Source organism: Bacillus sp. OV166 (genome assembly GCF_900177675.1).
GTDB lineage: Bacteria > Bacillota > Bacilli > Bacillales > Cytobacillaceae > Neobacillus.
The window spans coordinates 5988249-6004913 of sequence record NZ_FXWM01000001.1 but is presented as its reverse complement, the minus strand read 5'-3'; the positions used below and the strand labels follow the sequence as shown (position 1 = coordinate 6004913).

Genomic DNA, 16665 nt, shown 5'->3' with positions numbered 1-16665 from the left:
GTGTTTTAGATGATCAAGAATGAATACTTACACCCAAAGGATATAAAAGAGGTTATTCTTGGAGATCATGAGCTTTCGCTTCATGAGGTGATCGCTGTTGCTAGATATTCAGCAATAGTTTCATTTACAGAAACGTATTGTAACAGGGTAAAAGCATCACGAGGATTGATAGAAAAGTTTTTACAAGAAGAGCGCGCGATTTATGGAGTGACAACCGGATTTGGCAGTAATGTAACAGAAGTGATTTCGAAGAACGATGCAGAAATACTACAACGAAATATTGTTCGATCTCATGCGGTTTCTGTCGGAGAGCCACTGGAAAGAGAAGTGGTTAGAGCGATTCAGCTAATGATCCTAAACCATTTAGGGCATGGATTTTCAGGAGTTAGTTTAGAGGTTTTAGAACTTATGGCCGGATTATTAAATCATGATATATTACCGATTGTTCCCGGTGATGGTTCAGTGGCCTATCTTTCTCCTGAAGCCCACATCGCTTTAGTATTAATGGGTGAAGGAAAAGCGTGGTATAACGGTGAACTCCTATCAGGTTGTGATGCGTTAGAGAAAGCAGGATTAAAGCCAGTTATATTAGGTTGTAAAGAGGGACTAGCCCTCATAAATGGTACAACTTCCGTTACAGCGTTTGCAGCTCTCGCCTTATACAATGCAATTCAAGCTGTAAAGACCGCAGATATTTCGGGAGCTATGTCGTTTGAGTCGTTAAAAGGAACCATAAAAGCTTTTGATCCTCGCCTCCATTCCGTAAAAAAACATGAGGAACAGGGGAAAACAGCTCGAAATTTAGTGAGAATTCTGAGTGGTAGTGAAATTGTTGATCAGTACAAAGATTATCGATTACAAGATGCTCTAAGTCTACGCTGTATTCCACAAGTCCATGGTGCCGTAAAGAAGGTATTGAAAAATACTTTGGATAACTTAATGAATGAAATGAAGTCGACCTGTGATAATCCAATTATCTGGCCTGAAGGTGATGATGGAATTGCTCTTATGGGAGGAAACTTCGATGGCTCCTTCATTGGAATGGATGCAGATTCCATGTGTATCGCGATGGCTAACTTAGGGAAGATAGCTGAACGTCGGATTGATCGATTAGTGAATTATCATGTAAGTGAACTACCAAACTTCTTAGTTGCAAATCCCGGTTTGAATAATGGCTATATGATTCCCCAATATACGGCTGCCGGATTATTAAATGAAATCAGAGTTCTTTCTCATCCAGCTACCATTGATAATGTCCCTACTTCTGCGAATCAAGAAGATGTGGTGAGTTTTGCTTATTTTGCTGCTAAAAAAGCCTATCAAATTTCAAAGAAACTTCAATACATTTTAGCGATTGAACTGATGCTTGGTACGCAGGCTTTAGATTTCTACGACTCATTGAATCCATCAATCGTCACTGGAAAAGTCCATCAGTTTATACGAGAGAAAGTACCAACTGTCCAAGAGGACCGATTTTTTCATCCTGATATAGAGATTATTTTCCAGCAAATCCAAGAAGGAGAAATCGTAACACTTGTCGAAAAGTTGATTGGAGAAATAGAATAGTAATTGTTAAAGGAGGAAGCCACAGGAAGCTTCTTCTTTTTCTTTAACTTAGAAAGACAGGATGAACGAGGGGAATGATTATGAAGCAAGATCCAATCAGAGCTGCTTTTTCGCATCTTCTACTCTCTGGAACGCTTGTTCATGAAGGGACATTTGCAGAGTTACAACAAAAATTTGGGATTTCTATTCATCCACATTTAGTTATGATTATTTCCATCGATCGTTATCCAGATATAGCAAGCGCAAGCGGGAATTCTTTGGAGTGGAGAAAAAAAGTTGGCCAGCAGCTAGTGGGAAAAATTGAGGAAACCGTACGTATTCCTTTTCTTTGGAATTGGGTTGAAGAGGGAGTTCTAGCTCTTCTTTTAGAATTAGAGGAACAGGATTCAGTAAATGAGTTTAATAGAAAAATGGTTCATATGGCAAAAGAAATCCAACTTGCTACTAATTCTATTGAACTGTCAGTATCCATAGGGATTGGTAGATATTATCAGGATCCATATGCGCTTTACCAATCGTTTTTAGAAGCAAGGAAATCCATGTCAGGCCGCTTTTTTCAAGGGAATCAATTAATCTTTCATTGTGAGATGAAACGAAATAACGAGGAGCCAGTAATCAATCCGTTTAATGAAGAAAAGGCAGAGCTGCTGGCACTTGTTAAAATTGGGGATGTAGAAGGGACCATTCAAAATTTGAAACGCCTCCTAGAAAAATTAGCTGTGGCTAGTCATTTTAATGAGGATATTTTCAAAACAGAAGTAGTGTCCATCGTCTTATTATTGTCTAAACGGGTGATAGATTCAGGTGCAAATGCAATAACCATCCATTCAAATAATACTAATTTTATTCAAAACTTGTATCATATTATTCGTTACGATAAATCTGTCAATCAGGTTTGTGAATATGCGGTTTGGCTTACCGAGCAATCAGTAAACACGCATTTAAATGAAGTAAGTCCTGTAATTCAACAAGCTATCGGTTATATTAAAGAACACCATCAGAAGAGTATTTCGCTGATTGAAATAGCACAATATTGTTGTTTGAGTCGGCATCATTTTAGTCATTTGTTTAAGAAAGAAGTAGGGATTAGTTTGATTGATTATTTAAATCGAATGAGAATTGACATGTCTTTGTCGTATTTAGAAATGACTGATTTACCAATAAGTGAGATTGCTGCCAAAATAGGTTTCCATGATGCCAATTATTTTAGCCGCATGTTTAAAAAATATATGCAGTTTAGTCCTTCAGATTATCGATTAGCAAGAAATTGAATGGAACTATTATTTTTATCGCCAAACAGTATAAAGGCAGAACAGCTTCTCAAAAGCGGTTCTGCCTTTTCTATTTTATATCAACTCAAGGTATAAATTTGAAGTACAGTACTTGAAAATCCTTTTTTAATGGAGCAGACTTATTTCATCGCTTCAACTAATAAGTCCACGATATGGACCGCACGCATGGTAGAGGATAAGCCTTCCCGTTCAATGCCAAGCTGCATCTGTAATAAGCAACCTGGATTTGCGGTGACAATCGTCGTTGCGTGTGTCGCTTTGGCCTCAATCATTTTTGCGTCGAGCATTACCATCGACATCTCTGATTCGACAATATTATAAATCCCGGCTGAACCGCAGCAGCGATCGGCATCCTTCATTTCTTTATATTCTGCCCCTTGGATGGCTTGAAGGAGTCTTCTTGGTGCGGCGGCTGTTTTCATGCCATTTCTTAGATGGCAAGAATCCTGGTAGGTGATCACCTGCGCAGGAAGTTTCAATGGTACCTTTTTATGAAAATCGACGGCTGCTAATATTTCGGAAATATCCTTTATCTTTTCCTTAAATTCTCTGGCGCGGTCTTTCCAAGCAGGTTCATCTTTCAGTAAATGATCATAATCTACTAAGAAGGCGCCGCACCCGCCTGCATTGGTAATGATGAAATCAACTTGAAGATCCTCAAAGGCCCTAATATTTCGTTTGGCTAGGTCTTTTGCTGTTTCTTTTTCACCACTATGACCATGGAGCGCTCCGCAGCATGCTTGATTTTGCGGAATCACGACCTCACAGCCGGCTTTTTGCAGCAGCTTCATGGTGGCATCGTTGGACTTTAGGAACATCGTGTCCATTAAACAGCCGCTGAAAAAAGCAACTCTGTGTACCTTTTCAGCGATTGCAGGCAAATAAGTGGGCCGATTTTTCATCTCTTTCATCGTTGGCACTTCAGGCAATACTTTTTCCATTGCCGTTAATTGGTTTGGTAAAAGTCCTAAAAAGCCGATTTTTCGGGCAATCGTTTGAATGCCGGAGCGCTGATAAAATCCGATTAAACCGACCACCCCGCGCATCCGGTTCTGGTGCGGGAACAGCCCTTGAAACACGGTTTTCCTGACAACCTGCGCTGGCAGAGAGTGCTTTTTGTTTTGATGGATAATGTCCCTTGCCTCTTCGAGTAAATGGCCATAATTCACGCCGGATGGACAGACCGGTTCACAGGCACGGCAGCCAAGACAGAGTTCAAGCGAGCGCTCAAAATCCTCATCCGGCTCAATCAGCCCATCCACAACAGCCTTCATTAGTGCGATCCGGCCTCTTGGAGAATGAGATTCTTTGTAGCCTGATTCAATATAGGTCGGACAGGTTGGCAGACAAAAGCCGCAGCGCATACAGTTGAGCAGTTCATCTTCGTTCATCCGCGCTTTAAATTGTTCTTGAATCGTTTGCTTTTCTTTCACGGTTGTCATCTTGTAATCACCACGCGTTTCTTGCTGTCTTTGGCAAAAACCTTCCCAGGATTCATGATGTTATTTGGGTCAAACGCTAGTTTAATAGATTTCATCGCGGCAATTCCTTCTGCTTTCAATTTCCATTCAAGGTAGGGGGCTTTCATCGCGCCGACGCCATGTTCCCCGGTAATCGTTCCGCCCAAATCAATCGCTTTTTCAAAAATTTCCTCAAAAGCTTTTTCGACCCGTTCCATTTCTTCATGATTTCTTGCATCTGTTGCACAGGTTGGATGGAGGTTTCCATCTCCGGCGTGGCCAAACGTACAAATGGTCAGTTGGTATTTTTCAGTTATCTCATTGATCGCCTGCACCATATTGGCAATTTCTGACCTTGGAACCGTTGCGTCCTCGAGTATCGTCGTCGGTTTTAAGCGAGCAATCGCAGAAAGTGCGGCACGTCGTGCAGTTCTTAGTGCATCAGCTTCTTCCTCAGAAGCGGCGACTTGAATCGAAATCGCTTTTTCGTTCTTACAAATTTCAGCCATTTTGATTAAATCACGCTCGACCACTTCGGGCGGACCGTCCTGCTCGATTAGAAGAACGGCCTTTACATCGGTAGGCAGTCCGATTTGAGCAAATTCCTCGACCACCTTTAAGGTTGGCTGGTCAAGAAACTCCAGTGTCGTGGGAATGATTTTATTAGCAATGATTTTTGAAACAGAGTTTGCGGCAGCGGATAGATCTTGGTAAAGGGCAAGCATCGTTTGTTTCGTCTCCGGCATCGGAATCAATTTGAGTGTGGCCTCGGTAATGACAACGAGCGTGCCTTCAGATCCAACAAACAGCCGGGTTAAGTCATAGCCAGCAACATCCTTTGCCAGCTTTCCACCGGTCCTGATGATGTCGCCATTTGGCATAACGACTTCAAGGGCGATGACATAATCGCGTGTCACCCCGTATTTAAGCCCGCGCAACCCACCGGAGTTTTCATTGATATTTCCGCCAATCGTCGAAATCTTCATCGAGCTTGGATCGGGCGGATAGAACAGCCCTTTTTCTTCTACCTTATTAATCATATCAAGGGTAATGACACCAGGTTGAACGGTGACGGTTAAATTTTCCTCGTCAATTTCGAGGATTTGGTTCATATGCTTAAAAAGCAGGACAATCCCGCCCTCGGTTGGGCATGTCCCAGCACAAAGGTTGGTCCCGGAACCGCGCGGAACAATCGGAACCTTATGTTCATTACATACCTTTAGGATTTGAGAAACTTCTGCTGTATTCCTCGGGCTGATGACCGCATCAGGCATCGACTGGAAGTTCGGTGTGGCATCATATGAGTAAACTAAGCGTTCGACTTGGGAATCATCAAATTTTTCCTTGGTTACAATGGAAATTAGTTTTTCTTTTACTGTATTCGAGAGCATTTGGTTTCCCCGTTTCATTGTTTTGTCTATTTTAATGTTTCTTACAGTATAGGTGATTCTTGTTTGGAAATCAGAATATTATATAAATTGTTGTCCTAAAAAAGTGGTGTCAGGCACCATTATAATTTGAAATTAAATTTCAGTAATATTATATTAAAAATAAAATAAAATTACAAAGGGGAATTAATAGGTGAAATATCGACTATTAGCGACGGACTTAGACGGCACGTTATTAAATGATCAAAAAGAGATTGATGTGGAAACGATTGAGGCAATCCACGAATACCGCAAACGAGGGGGGAAAGTCGTAATTTGCAGCGGGCGTTCCCCGCTTTCAACCCAATGGATTGCACGTACGATTGGCCTTGAGGGTGAGCCGATCATTGCTTACAATGGGTCGATTCTAATCGATGAAAATGGTGAGGTCAGCGAGCAATCAGTTTTTCAATACGAGCCGCTGTTGAGCTTTTGGGAATTATGTGAGGCGGAGGGTATCTATGCCCACTTTTACGAAGGGGATATTCTCCTGGTCCCACAGGTGAATAAATGGAACGAGAACTGGATTGAAAACAACATCCCTACCCTTGAAAAATCAGGGGGAGAACGTCAGCATTGTCAAAGTTTTCGAGAAAAATGTCAGGTGAAAGTGGTTGAGGACTTTTACCGATACGTAAAGGAACAGAAGCCGAACATTACAAAAATTGCTGTCTTTGATGATGGGAACAAGCTGGATGATTTCACCAAACGTCTGAAGGAACAGAGCGTCGATATGGAAATTAGCAGCAGTTTTAACTTTGTTAATTTAGAAATTACCCCCACTGGTGTGACAAAGGCGTCTGCCCTTATGAAACTGACCGAGCAGCTGAAGATTCCACTCTCTCAAACGGCTGCGATTGGTGATAATTACAATGACGCCCTCATGCTCTCGGCTGCTGGCCTTGGAATTGCGATGGGAAATGCGCCCGAAAAGGTGAGACTGTTAGCGGATCAGGTGACTGGTACGAATAATGAAGTTGGTGTTGCTAAGGCGATCCGCCGCTATTTGCTTGAATAATGTCCAAATAAACATTTCAGTACAATAGTGTTTTGAAATAACATTTCATTATTTTAATAAAAATATTGAAATGTTATTTCAAAGATTATATAATAAATGTGCGGGTAACCGTTTTCACCTCAGAAAAGACTTACAGGAGGATAACAATACAATGGCAGAAAATCTTGAATTATTAACGACAGAATCGCGAAATGAACAGTCGATGCAAATAGATACAGCAAGTCCAATCGATATATTACGAATCATGAATGAGCAAGATCAACTGGTCGCACTAGCGGTTAAGGATGTGTTACCAGATGTGGAGGCAGCGGTTCAATTTGTGTTTGAATCCTTTAAAAACGGCGGGCGCCTCATTTATTTAGGTGCAGGCACGAGCGGAAGATTAGGAGTTCTAGATGCAGTCGAATGTCCGCCTACCTTCAGCACGGACACTGAAATGGTCCAAGGGATTATGGCAGGAGGAGAAGGCGCCTTTTTGAAAGCAGTCGAAGGAGCAGAGGATCAGCCTGATCTTGGTGTAGCTGATTTGAAGGAATTGGGCCTGACAAAAGATGATACCGTTATTGGTATTGCGGCCAGCGGGCGGACACCTTATGTGATAGGTGCACTTCGATATGCACGAAGCATTGGAGCGAAAACCGTTGCTCTTTCCTGCAATAAAAATGCAGCGATTAGTAAGGAAGCCGACCAAAGCATCGAAGTGATTGTCGGTCCAGAGGTACTAACTGGTTCGACTCGCTTGAAATCAGGGACCGCCCATAAAATGATTTTGAACATGATTTCAACTTCATCAATGATTCTTTTAGGAAAAGCCTATGAGAATTTAATGGTAGATGTTCATGTCAGCAACCAAAAATTGAAGGAACGAGCGATCGGCATCATCCGTAAAATTACTGGGGTTTCCTATGAACAGGCTTTGGAAACACTAGAGGCATCAAATCTACAAGTTAAAACGGCAATCGTCATGATAAAAACGAATAGAAATAAACAAGAAGCAGAACGATTATTAACAGAAGCGAATGGCTATGTAAAAAAAGCAATCCAAAACGTGGCAGAGTAATTTTAAAAAAGGTGGTCATTGGTGTGGCAGCAGGCGGATTAAAAATGATTCAAAATATGCTGGAACAGCTTCCGGCTTCCGAGCGGAAAATTGCTGAATTTATTCTTGATAATCCTCAAGCGATTTTAAACAGTACAGTTCATGACATCGGATTGCAGGCTAATACAAGTGGTGCTGCTGTGATTCGGCTGTGTAAGTCCTTGGGCTTAAACGGTTTTCAAGATTTAAAAGTACGAATTGCTGGGGATCTAGTGAAACCAGTTGAACAAGGGTACCGTGACATCGAGCCTGGTGAATCTTTTTTCTCTATCGCTCAGAAGACAACAAGTAATAGTATCCAAAGCATCCGCGACTCGGAAGAGATGATCAATTATGACGAATTGGAACGTGCTGTTCACACCTTGTCGACTGCTCAAAATGTTCATTTTTTTGGAATTGGGGCTTCAAATATTATCGCTAGGGACGCACAGCAAAAACTCCTTAGAGTTCATAAAAACGCAACCGCTTTTTCGGATACACATCTTGTTGCTACATTGATTGCCAATGCCAATAAGGATGATCTGGTGTTTGGAATTTCCCACTCAGGAGAGACACCTGAGGTGATTAAAGTTATGGCACTCGCAAAAGAGCGCGGCGTTAAAACAATTAGTTTAACGAAATATGGGCAATCATCGGTCTCTGCTTTGGCAGATATTAAGTTGTTTACCGCCTATTCAGGAGAGGCTCCGTTTCGAAGTGCAGCCACTTCATCACGCCTTGCGCAGTTATATATCATGGATATTTTGTTTTTATCGATGGCAACCGTTCAATATGAGGATACGATTCATTCCATTGATAAAACAAGAGAAGCGATCCGGTTTATTAAAGAAGGGAAATAGTCCTTTCAGGAGGTGATGTGAACACCATTCCATCTCTTATCGTCCTGCATTACTGACTTGGAATAAGAAGTTCACTTTTGAAAAAACAACAGAGAGAAGGGGAATTAGCATGGCTGGAGAGAATAAAATTTTAGCAGAAAAGATTCTTGAACAATTAGGCGGCCCAGCGAATATTGAAAATTATACTCATTGTATGACAAGACTTCGTGTGACACCGAAGGATGATTCGATTGTCAACCAAGCTGCCATTAAGAAAATAGACGGAGTCATGGGAGTTGTAGAAGAAGAAACGCTCCAAATTATCTTAGGCCCAGGAAAAGTAAACAGGGTGACAGAAGAGTTTGGCAGATTGATAGATGCGGCTGGCGGAATCGATTTGAAAGAAAAGGCAGCCAGCAAAAAGGCTGAAATTAACAAAAAGAATGCCACGCCATTTAAGCTATTTTTACGAAAAATCTCAAGTATTTTCATTCCATTAATCCCAGCACTTGTCGCTTCTGGATTGATTACAGGGATCACCAAAGCGATCGTCCAAGCGGGATGGTTAGCAGCAGATTCCCAACTGGCAACCATCTTGTCCGTAATTGGAAGCGGTTTATTTGGTTACCTTGGCATTTTAGTTGGTACCAATGCAGCGAAAGAATTCGGTGGTTCACCCGCACTTGGGGCGATTGCCGGTATTCTAATCATTAACCCAGCTGTTGCAGGAATCAAATTGTTTGAAACCGCCTTACTTCCTGGGCGCGGCGGTTTAATTGGAGTTTTATTTGCCGCCATCTTTATTGCCCTTGTCGAAAAACGAGTTCGTCGTTATGTTCCACAATCGCTTGACCTGTTTATCACGCCAACGGTTGCTTTATTGTTTACTGGTATTGTAACTTATCTTGTTTTTATGCCGCTTGGTGGTTTCGTTTCAGATGCGATTACAAAAGGATTAACTTCGCTGCTTGATGTGGGTGGTGTCGTGGCTGGCTTTGTGCTTGGTGCAACCTTCCTGCCGCTCGTTGTCACTGGTTTACATCAAGGATTAACACCAATTCACTTGGAGTTAATTAATACGCTTGGAAATGACCCGCTTCTGCCAATCTTGGCTATGGGTGGTGCCGCACAAGTCGGCGCTGCGTTTGCGATTTACTTTAAAACGAAGAAAAAACGCTTAAAAAGAGCAATTGGCGGGGGGCTGCCTGCAGGAATTCTTGGAATTGGCGAACCGCTTATTTTCGGTGTGACCTTACCATTAGGCCGTCCATTCTTAACTGCCTGCTTAGGTGCAGGTGTCGGCGGTGCATTCCAGGCTGTCTTCCATGTAGCGACGATTGCTGTAGGGGTTTCTGGTTTACCGCTTGCTTTCCTAGTTGTTTCTGGCCAAGTCCTGCTTTACCTGCTAGGTGTGTTAATTTCTTATGCTGCTGGTTTCTTGTTCACCTATTTATTCGGCTTCAATGATGACATGGCCGGTGAGTTTGATTGATCGGTATTAGTTTCTATTTAAATGACCCTTTAGCAGAAGAGCGGATTGCGCTCGCAGGAAAAATGGGTGTGAGGCGGGCGTTTACTTCGCTTCACATCCCTGAAGAGTCAGGAGATTTAGTGGCCCGCGCGAAATCGTTGCTTAAAGCAGCAAAAGAAGCTGGATTAGAGGTTTATGCGGATGTATCGGCACGAACACCTGCCCATTTAGGCTTAGAAAGCTTATCTGCGTTAAAATCCTTAGGAGTAATCGGTTTGCGTTTGGATGACTTTTTTGAAAATGATACGATTTTGACCCTGGCTAAGGAATTCAAACTTGCTCTCAATGCCAGTATTTTGTTTGAGAAAGATGTGCGTGCTCTCCTTGAGGGCGGCTTAGAGGCTGGTCAGCTGCTGGCTTGGCATAATTTCTATCCAAGGCGTGAAACGGGCTTATCTGAATCGTTCTTTGAATCACAGAATGAACTTTTTAGACGGTATGGTATTCCAGTAAGTGCGTATATTCCAGGAGACGGTGAGAAACGCGGCCCTCTGTTTGAAGGGCTGCCCACCTTGGAAGCGCATCGTGAAGTTGATCCGTATCCGGCGGCGCTGGAGTTGTTCCAGGCGGGTGTCGATGATGTGTATATCGGCGATCCGGAGGTAAGTGAGGAGCTTCTTAAGCGATTAATTGATTTTGACTGTGATCACCGGGTTTCGGTCAGAATCGAAGGATTTGAAACAGGAGAGTTCCGGCTTCGCCCTGATTTTTCCCGTGACGTTATCCGGTTCATGGATACACGAAGTTCTGGATCGGTCGTCTCTGAAAATACGGTCGAACGGCCAATCGGATCGATAACGATTGATAATGACCACTATGGACGATATCGCGGAGAGGTCCAAATCACGCTTCATGACCTACCGTCCGATGAGCGAGTTAATGTGGTTGGAAGGGTAGTGGAGGCGGATTTACCTTTGCTTTCCTTCCTGCAACCGGGTCACATCGTAAAACTAATTCGAGTTTGATTAAAACCAAGGGATTTCCCTAACAGGTTCTGATACCTGTCACAAAACCTTTATTTACTCTAAAAAATGTATGTGAATATGTACAATTAATTGCGCCGCGTTTTGCGGTGCTTTTTGTATATTACAATAAAAAAGCACAGTTCTTTGAACTGAGCTCTTCCTCATATTTATCCTTATTCAACTAAAGCTACCCATATACAGTAAGATTTTTGACTATATTCATCGTAAAATAAACTTATAAATTACTTCGGGTTTTTCGTGAAGATGTGCATCGCCTTTTTTAAAATTTCATTCTCCTCTTCAAGATCCTTAATTTTTTTTCTAAATCTTTTTGTAACTTCAAATCGGGATGTACATTTCCACTTCCAATAATCCAGTTTCTTTCTGATCTCTATAAATCCTAACCCATCTTCCCAATGGTTTAGGAGAAATATCTAATTCCTCAGCCAACTGAGTCGTCTTTCTTCCTTCCTCTACTACCAATCGAGCAGCTTGAGTTTTATACTCCTTATCAAAATGTATTCCCATTCTAAACACGCCCTTTAAATTGGATGATTTTAGCATTATCCCCAATTTATCGTGTCCGTATTTTAGTCTAACACCATAGTGCATTTCTATTGGACAGTTTCCCGGTTTCCCGTGGAGGTATTGTCCCATAGAGGATTGCCCTTGGATTCACCAAACCTGTCCGAATGAGTCTTTAAAGTATGCAAAAATTAGTACAGAAAACATCAAAGTTTACGGAAAGAGACATTTTTTATAAGCCTCTGTAGGTTTTATTAGTTATCATAGCACTTTTGGATGGCTTCCGGAACATCTTGGTTATAAACCAGTTTCCAAGCGTCAAGGAGATTTTCTTTTGTTACTTTTAGAGCAGGGACAGCTACATAGGCTGGTGCTTGTTTGCCAAGCAGCGCATACCCTGCCAAGATTGCTTCGGCGACTCCCTGATGGTATGGCATTTGGGCGCCCAATCCCTTGATAAGTCCATCTTTGGCCATTTCTAAAGCTGCAGTAGCACCTAAATCAATCGTAGTGATGACCAAATTATCTCTTCCTGCGGCACGGGCCGCATCCAATGCTCCTTCAGCCAATACTCCCCATACCACAAAGATTCCATTCAAATCCTGATGTCTGGCAAGCATAGCAGCAGCCAACTTTTCCCCATCCTCTGGACTTTTGAAACCACTGCGAGTAACGATTTGAATGTCAGGATACTTTTCTCTTATCGTTTTTTCAAATGCTTCTAGTCTTTGTTTCGTTACAAAGAAATCAGCATCATGGTAGATCACTCCAATCATGCCTTTGCCGCCTAATTTCTCTGCCATAATATCAGCTGCCTCGATTCCGTTTCCAAAGTTGTCTGCGGAAACGACACTTACATAATCCTTCCCGGGCTGTAAATCCTTTGGAGTATTGTCCATAAATACCAGCTTAACACCTGATTGAGATGCTTTTTGAAAGGCACTTGCTGTTAATACAGGATCTACAGGAAGACTCACGATAATATCAGGCTTTTTGGCTAAAATGGTTTCGATATCAGCCACTTGTTTTTTCCATTTAAATTGAGCATTTGTTACAGCCGCTACCTCAATGCCCATTTTCTTAAAAGTTGCATCCAATCCTGCTATTTGAGCCCTTACCCAATCATTGTCTGTATAGTGCATCGCGATGGCAGCCGTATAATTCTTTTCCTTAAGCTTTTTCAAGTCTTTCAAAGATAACTGAAGTGTTTTGGCCGAAACAGCCTCCTCTCCACGAGGCCCTGTGCTTAAAATTCTATGTTCAGGAATATTTTGATGAATCGTACTATTTAGCGTCTCACTTACAATGGTCAAAAACTCATTTACATGAATGGGTTTTGTCACATAGTTATCAAACCCTTTGTCTAAAGTATATTGAATATCCTGGGGCATCGCATTCGCACTAACCGCAATAACGGCAATATCTTTCGTTTGTTCATTTGTTTTTAATAGGTCGAACACTTTATAGCCGTCGATATCCGGCAGGTTAAGATCAAGCAGGATTAAATCCACTGCTTCTTTCGCGGCCATTTCTAATCCTTCTTTTCCAGTGCGAGCTAATAAAAGAGTATAGGAGGGTTGAGATTTTAGGATGTTCTCTACTAAGTGCAAGTTTGACTGGTTATCTTCAATGTATAGAAAACAGTAATGATTAGTCTTATGGTCATTTTCGACAGGAGATTCAACTTCTTCCCCCCATCTTATAGCAGCCTTTAATTCATAGGGAACCGGCAGGCTAAAGCAAAAATCACTGCCGATTCCTTTATTACTCATTACACTAATATTCCCTCCCATTAGATTGACAAGTTGTTTAACTAAAGACAATCCAATGCCTGTACCTTCTTCTAGTGTCCCTTCAATTCGATAAAATGGAATAAACACTTTTTGATATTCTTCAACTGAAAGTCCGACCCCAGTATCCACAAAATGAATGAATTGATCGTTTCCTTTCAAATAAGAGAAAATAATGACTTTTCCGCCTTCACGGTTATATTTAATCGCATTATCGAGAAGGTTAAGAAGGATTTGCTTAAGGCGAATGGGATCGGCAATAACGAAGACGGTTTGACATTGATCCAAATGGTTATGAATACTGATTCTTTTTTTCTTGGCCAGCGGTTGCACGATATTGATACATTCATTGATAATGGTCAGCAGATCAACTTCTTCAATCGAAACTTTTAATTGGCCTGTCTCTATTCTTGATACATCCAAAATATCATTAATTAAACTTAATAAATGTCTTCCGCCACCTAAAATTTCTTGGACAAAATCACCCTGTTCTTTATTTAAGGTTTCATCCATTTCTAATAGCTGTGCAAAACCAAGGATTCCATTCAATGGTGTACGGAGTTCATGACTCATTTTAGACAGAAAGTCGGATTTGGCCATATTTGCTTTTTCTGCCTCTTCTTTAGCTCGAATCAAATCATTTTCCGTATTTTTCCATTCGGTGATATCAGAAATTGTAACAAGGGCAGCCTGTTCTTCATTATCACAAATTTTAAGAGGTGTTGAATTTACTGAAATCCATTTTATAAAACTATTCCCGTTGTTAATACCCAATATGAAATTATGGAAAGGAATACCGTGCTTAAGTGTTATTATTCCTGGTAACTGGGAATAGGGTAATGGTGATCCGTCTTCTTTAACATATTCTAGTTGCATTAAGCTGGATTTAGTTAAGAACTCTGATTTAATGCCCAGTATTTTTTCTACATTTTCATTTAAGGCAACCATTTTCCCCGACTTTTCAAGAATCATGACACATTCGGACATGGTCCGAAGAACTTCCTTATATAAATTATCCCTATAGTTGACTTCCATTTTTCTCCACCAATCCCTTTCGATTCAAAAAAACTTTGTTAACTAGATTAACTGTCTTATACTGTTAGTAGTTAAAGTTCGTAAACGATTGCAAATTAAATAAATAATAAGGGGCTATTTATCATCATTTTCTCACATATTATCTAGTTAATACGTAGAAAGGTTCCGTAACAATCGATGTGATAATAGTTTTAACCAAACTTCAATTACATGAGGGATGATTTATGAAAGTTTTGATTGCAGAGGATAATGCGGTATCTAGAAAATTGTTAAAGCATCTGATTAAATTTGTTCCGAACTATCAAATTGTCGGAGAAGCAGTAAATGGTGAGGATTTAATCATTAAGGTGTTAATGGAAAAGCCTGACATCGTGTTAGTTGATATTAACATGCCTTTATTGAACGGAATGGAAGCGGTTAAATCGTGTAAAAAAATTCTGCCAACCTTGCAGGTTATTTTTATCACAGGCCATGATGAATACGCGCTGGAAGCCTTTGGAGTAAATGCAATTGATTACATTGTTAAACCGATTGAACGGGACAGGCTTTATTCCGCTTTAGAGCGGGCAGCAACCCTTTCGAAGCAAACCGGCACGGTTCCGCCTCCTGCTCCAGTCAAAAAAGATTTAATGATCAAGCAGTACAATCAATATTCCTTTATTCCGTTAGACGAGATTATTTTTATTGAAAAAGCAGAACGAAAGTCCGTCATTCATACGTTTGATAAAAAAATTGAATTAAATGAGGCGTTAACGAATCTCGAAGAGCTCCTTGATTCGCGATTTGTTGTTTCTCATCGTTCTTTTATTATTAATTTGCAGTATTTAACAGGAATAGAAGTGGCTGGTCAAACGTATATAGCACATTTTAAAAATTACGAAGAAACAGCAAGGGTCTCTAAGCATAAGCTAGTTGAATTGCAAAAATGTAAATCGTTGTAAAAGTAAGGCTCAGTAATGAAAAATTACTGGGTCTTATTTTTTTTAAAAAAATGCATTTTTTGTTCGAATGAATGAAAGGGCTTTCTGGGTGAATGAAATTAACAGTCAAATGGACAAAAAGCTTGTCTGGAGGCGATTAGACGACAAATTTGTAATCGTTTACAATCTGAGTATAGAAACAGTAAAGGAAAAGAGGACAAAGATGGTTGGGATTGTAGATGTAGCAAAAAGGGCTAATGTTTCTACTGCAACAGTATCCCGAGTATTAACCAAGCCTGAAACAGTAAGGGAAACAACGACGGAAAAAGTGTTAAAGGCGATTGAAGCATTGGATTATCAGCCTAATATCTTAGCACGCCAGTTAAGAAGGCTCGAAACGAAAACGATCCTAGTCGTTGTCCCGGACATTACAAATCCCTTTTTTTCAAAGGTGTTAAGGGGTATTGAAGCTGTCGCTGTTGCAAAAGGATATCAGGTTTTACTCGGCGATACAGGCAATGATTTGGAAAGAGAAAAGGGGTATTTAAACATCCTTCAGCAAAAAAAAGCAGATGGAATGGTTTTATTAACCGCCAGAATGGATGCAGCAGCTGTTGAAGAGGTGGCCCGAAGGTTTCCGGTGGTGCTGGCATGTGAGTATATTGAAGGCTCTAGCATCCCAACTGTTTCGATTGATAACATCAGTGGTGCCAGAAAGGCAATGGAATATTTAATCGACTTGGGACACGAAAGAATTGGCTGCATCACTGGACCTCTCGATATCGTGTTGAGCCGAGACCGCCTCAAAGGATTTTATCAGGCGATGGCAAGGAAAAACCTTATCGTTGACCCCGTGTTAGTCCAAGAGGGTGACTTCTCATTTGATAGCGGTTTTAATCTCATGATGAAGTTTTTCGCCCTTGGCCAACTCCCAACGGCGATATTCGCTGCAAACGATGAAATGGCAATGGGCGTGATTAAAGCGATTAAATCTAAGGGTCTTAATGTGCCTGAGGATATTTCGGTTCTAGGTTTTGATAATCTGAAATTTTCCTCCATATTCGAACCGGGTCTTACAACGATTGCACAGCCGGCATTCGAAATCGGCGAGAACGCGATGGAATTACTAATGAAGCTCATCAGCAAAGAGGAAGTCAAACGCGAGCAAATTATCTTAGCTGACCAGTTGGTTGTAAGGGAGTCGGTAAGAAGTATTTAA

13 protein-coding genes are annotated in these 16665 nt (G+C 41.1%); 9 read left to right on the top strand and 4 right to left on the bottom strand.

Annotated features, from left to right (window positions below):
* Positions 1 to 9: 9 nt before the first annotated feature.
* Positions 10 to 1566, top strand: a complete 1557-nt coding sequence (gene hutH, locus CCK98_RS29450) for a histidine ammonia-lyase (RefSeq protein ID WP_088089849.1) — start codon at positions 10 to 12, stop codon at positions 1564 to 1566.
* Positions 1567 to 1646: 80 nt separating this feature from the next.
* Positions 1647 to 2837, top strand: a complete 1191-nt coding sequence (locus tag CCK98_RS29445; RefSeq protein ID WP_088089848.1) for an AraC family transcriptional regulator — start codon at positions 1647 to 1649, stop codon at positions 2835 to 2837.
* Between the two features lie 140 nt (positions 2838 to 2977).
* Here the strand turns inward: CCK98_RS29445 and CCK98_RS29440 are convergent, their stop codons facing one another.
* A complete protein-coding gene (locus CCK98_RS29440) occupies positions 2978 to 4300 on the bottom strand; it encodes a (Fe-S)-binding protein (protein WP_088089847.1) in 1323 nt (440 codons plus the stop codon).
* Positions 4297 to 5709, bottom strand: a complete 1413-nt coding sequence (gene glcD, locus CCK98_RS29435) for a glycolate oxidase subunit GlcD (RefSeq protein WP_088089846.1) — start codon at positions 5707 to 5709, stop codon at positions 4297 to 4299. Before glcD ends, CCK98_RS29440 begins: the two co-directional genes overlap by 4 nt.
* Before the next feature lie 190 nt (positions 5710 to 5899).
* Between glcD and CCK98_RS29430 the strand changes: the two genes are divergently transcribed.
* The 5 genes from CCK98_RS29430 to CCK98_RS29410 all read left to right on the top strand — a co-directional run bounded on the left by CCK98_RS29430 (position 5900) and on the right by CCK98_RS29410 (position 11176).
* Positions 5900 to 6763 carry a Cof-type HAD-IIB family hydrolase gene (locus tag CCK98_RS29430; RefSeq protein ID WP_088089845.1) on the top strand — a complete coding sequence of 288 codons (864 nt, stop codon included), beginning with the start codon at positions 5900 to 5902 and terminating at the stop codon, positions 6761 to 6763.
* 151 nt (positions 6764 to 6914) lie between these two features.
* Positions 6915 to 7823 (top strand): N-acetylmuramic acid 6-phosphate etherase, encoded by a 909-nt coding sequence (gene murQ / locus CCK98_RS29425; protein ID WP_088089844.1) that lies wholly within the window; start codon positions 6915 to 6917, stop codon positions 7821 to 7823.
* A gap of 23 nt (positions 7824 to 7846) precedes the next feature.
* A complete protein-coding gene (locus CCK98_RS29420; protein ID WP_088089843.1) occupies positions 7847 to 8701 on the top strand; it encodes a MurR/RpiR family transcriptional regulator in 855 nt (284 codons plus the stop codon).
* 109 nt (positions 8702 to 8810) lie between these two features.
* Entirely contained in the window at positions 8811 to 10172 is a 1362-nt protein-coding gene (locus tag CCK98_RS29415; RefSeq protein WP_088089842.1) for a PTS transporter subunit EIIC, read from the top strand.
* Positions 10169 to 11176, top strand: coding sequence for a MupG family TIM beta-alpha barrel fold protein (locus CCK98_RS29410; RefSeq protein WP_088089841.1), 1008 nt, complete (start codon positions 10169 to 10171; stop codon positions 11174 to 11176). The genes CCK98_RS29415 and CCK98_RS29410 overlap by 4 nt, the downstream gene beginning before the upstream one ends.
* 339 nt (positions 11177 to 11515) lie before the next feature.
* Here the strand turns inward: CCK98_RS29410 and CCK98_RS29405 are convergent, their stop codons facing one another.
* Positions 11516 to 11833, bottom strand: coding sequence for a transposase (locus CCK98_RS29405; protein ID WP_088089840.1), 318 nt, complete (start codon positions 11831 to 11833; stop codon positions 11516 to 11518).
* Positions 11834 to 11955: 122 nt separating this feature from the next.
* Positions 11956 to 14526 carry a substrate-binding domain-containing protein gene (locus tag CCK98_RS29400; RefSeq protein ID WP_088089839.1) on the bottom strand — a complete coding sequence of 857 codons (2571 nt, stop codon included), beginning with the start codon at positions 14524 to 14526 and terminating at the stop codon, positions 11956 to 11958.
* Between the two features lie 224 nt (positions 14527 to 14750).
* Between CCK98_RS29400 and CCK98_RS29395 the strand changes: the two genes are divergently transcribed.
* A complete protein-coding gene (locus tag CCK98_RS29395; protein WP_088089838.1) occupies positions 14751 to 15467 on the top strand; it encodes a LytTR family DNA-binding domain-containing protein in 717 nt (238 codons plus the stop codon).
* A 202-nt stretch (positions 15468 to 15669) separates the two neighbouring features.
* Complete coding sequence (locus tag CCK98_RS29390) at positions 15670 to 16665, top strand: LacI family DNA-binding transcriptional regulator (protein WP_088089837.1); 996 nt, start codon at positions 15670 to 15672, stop codon at positions 16663 to 16665.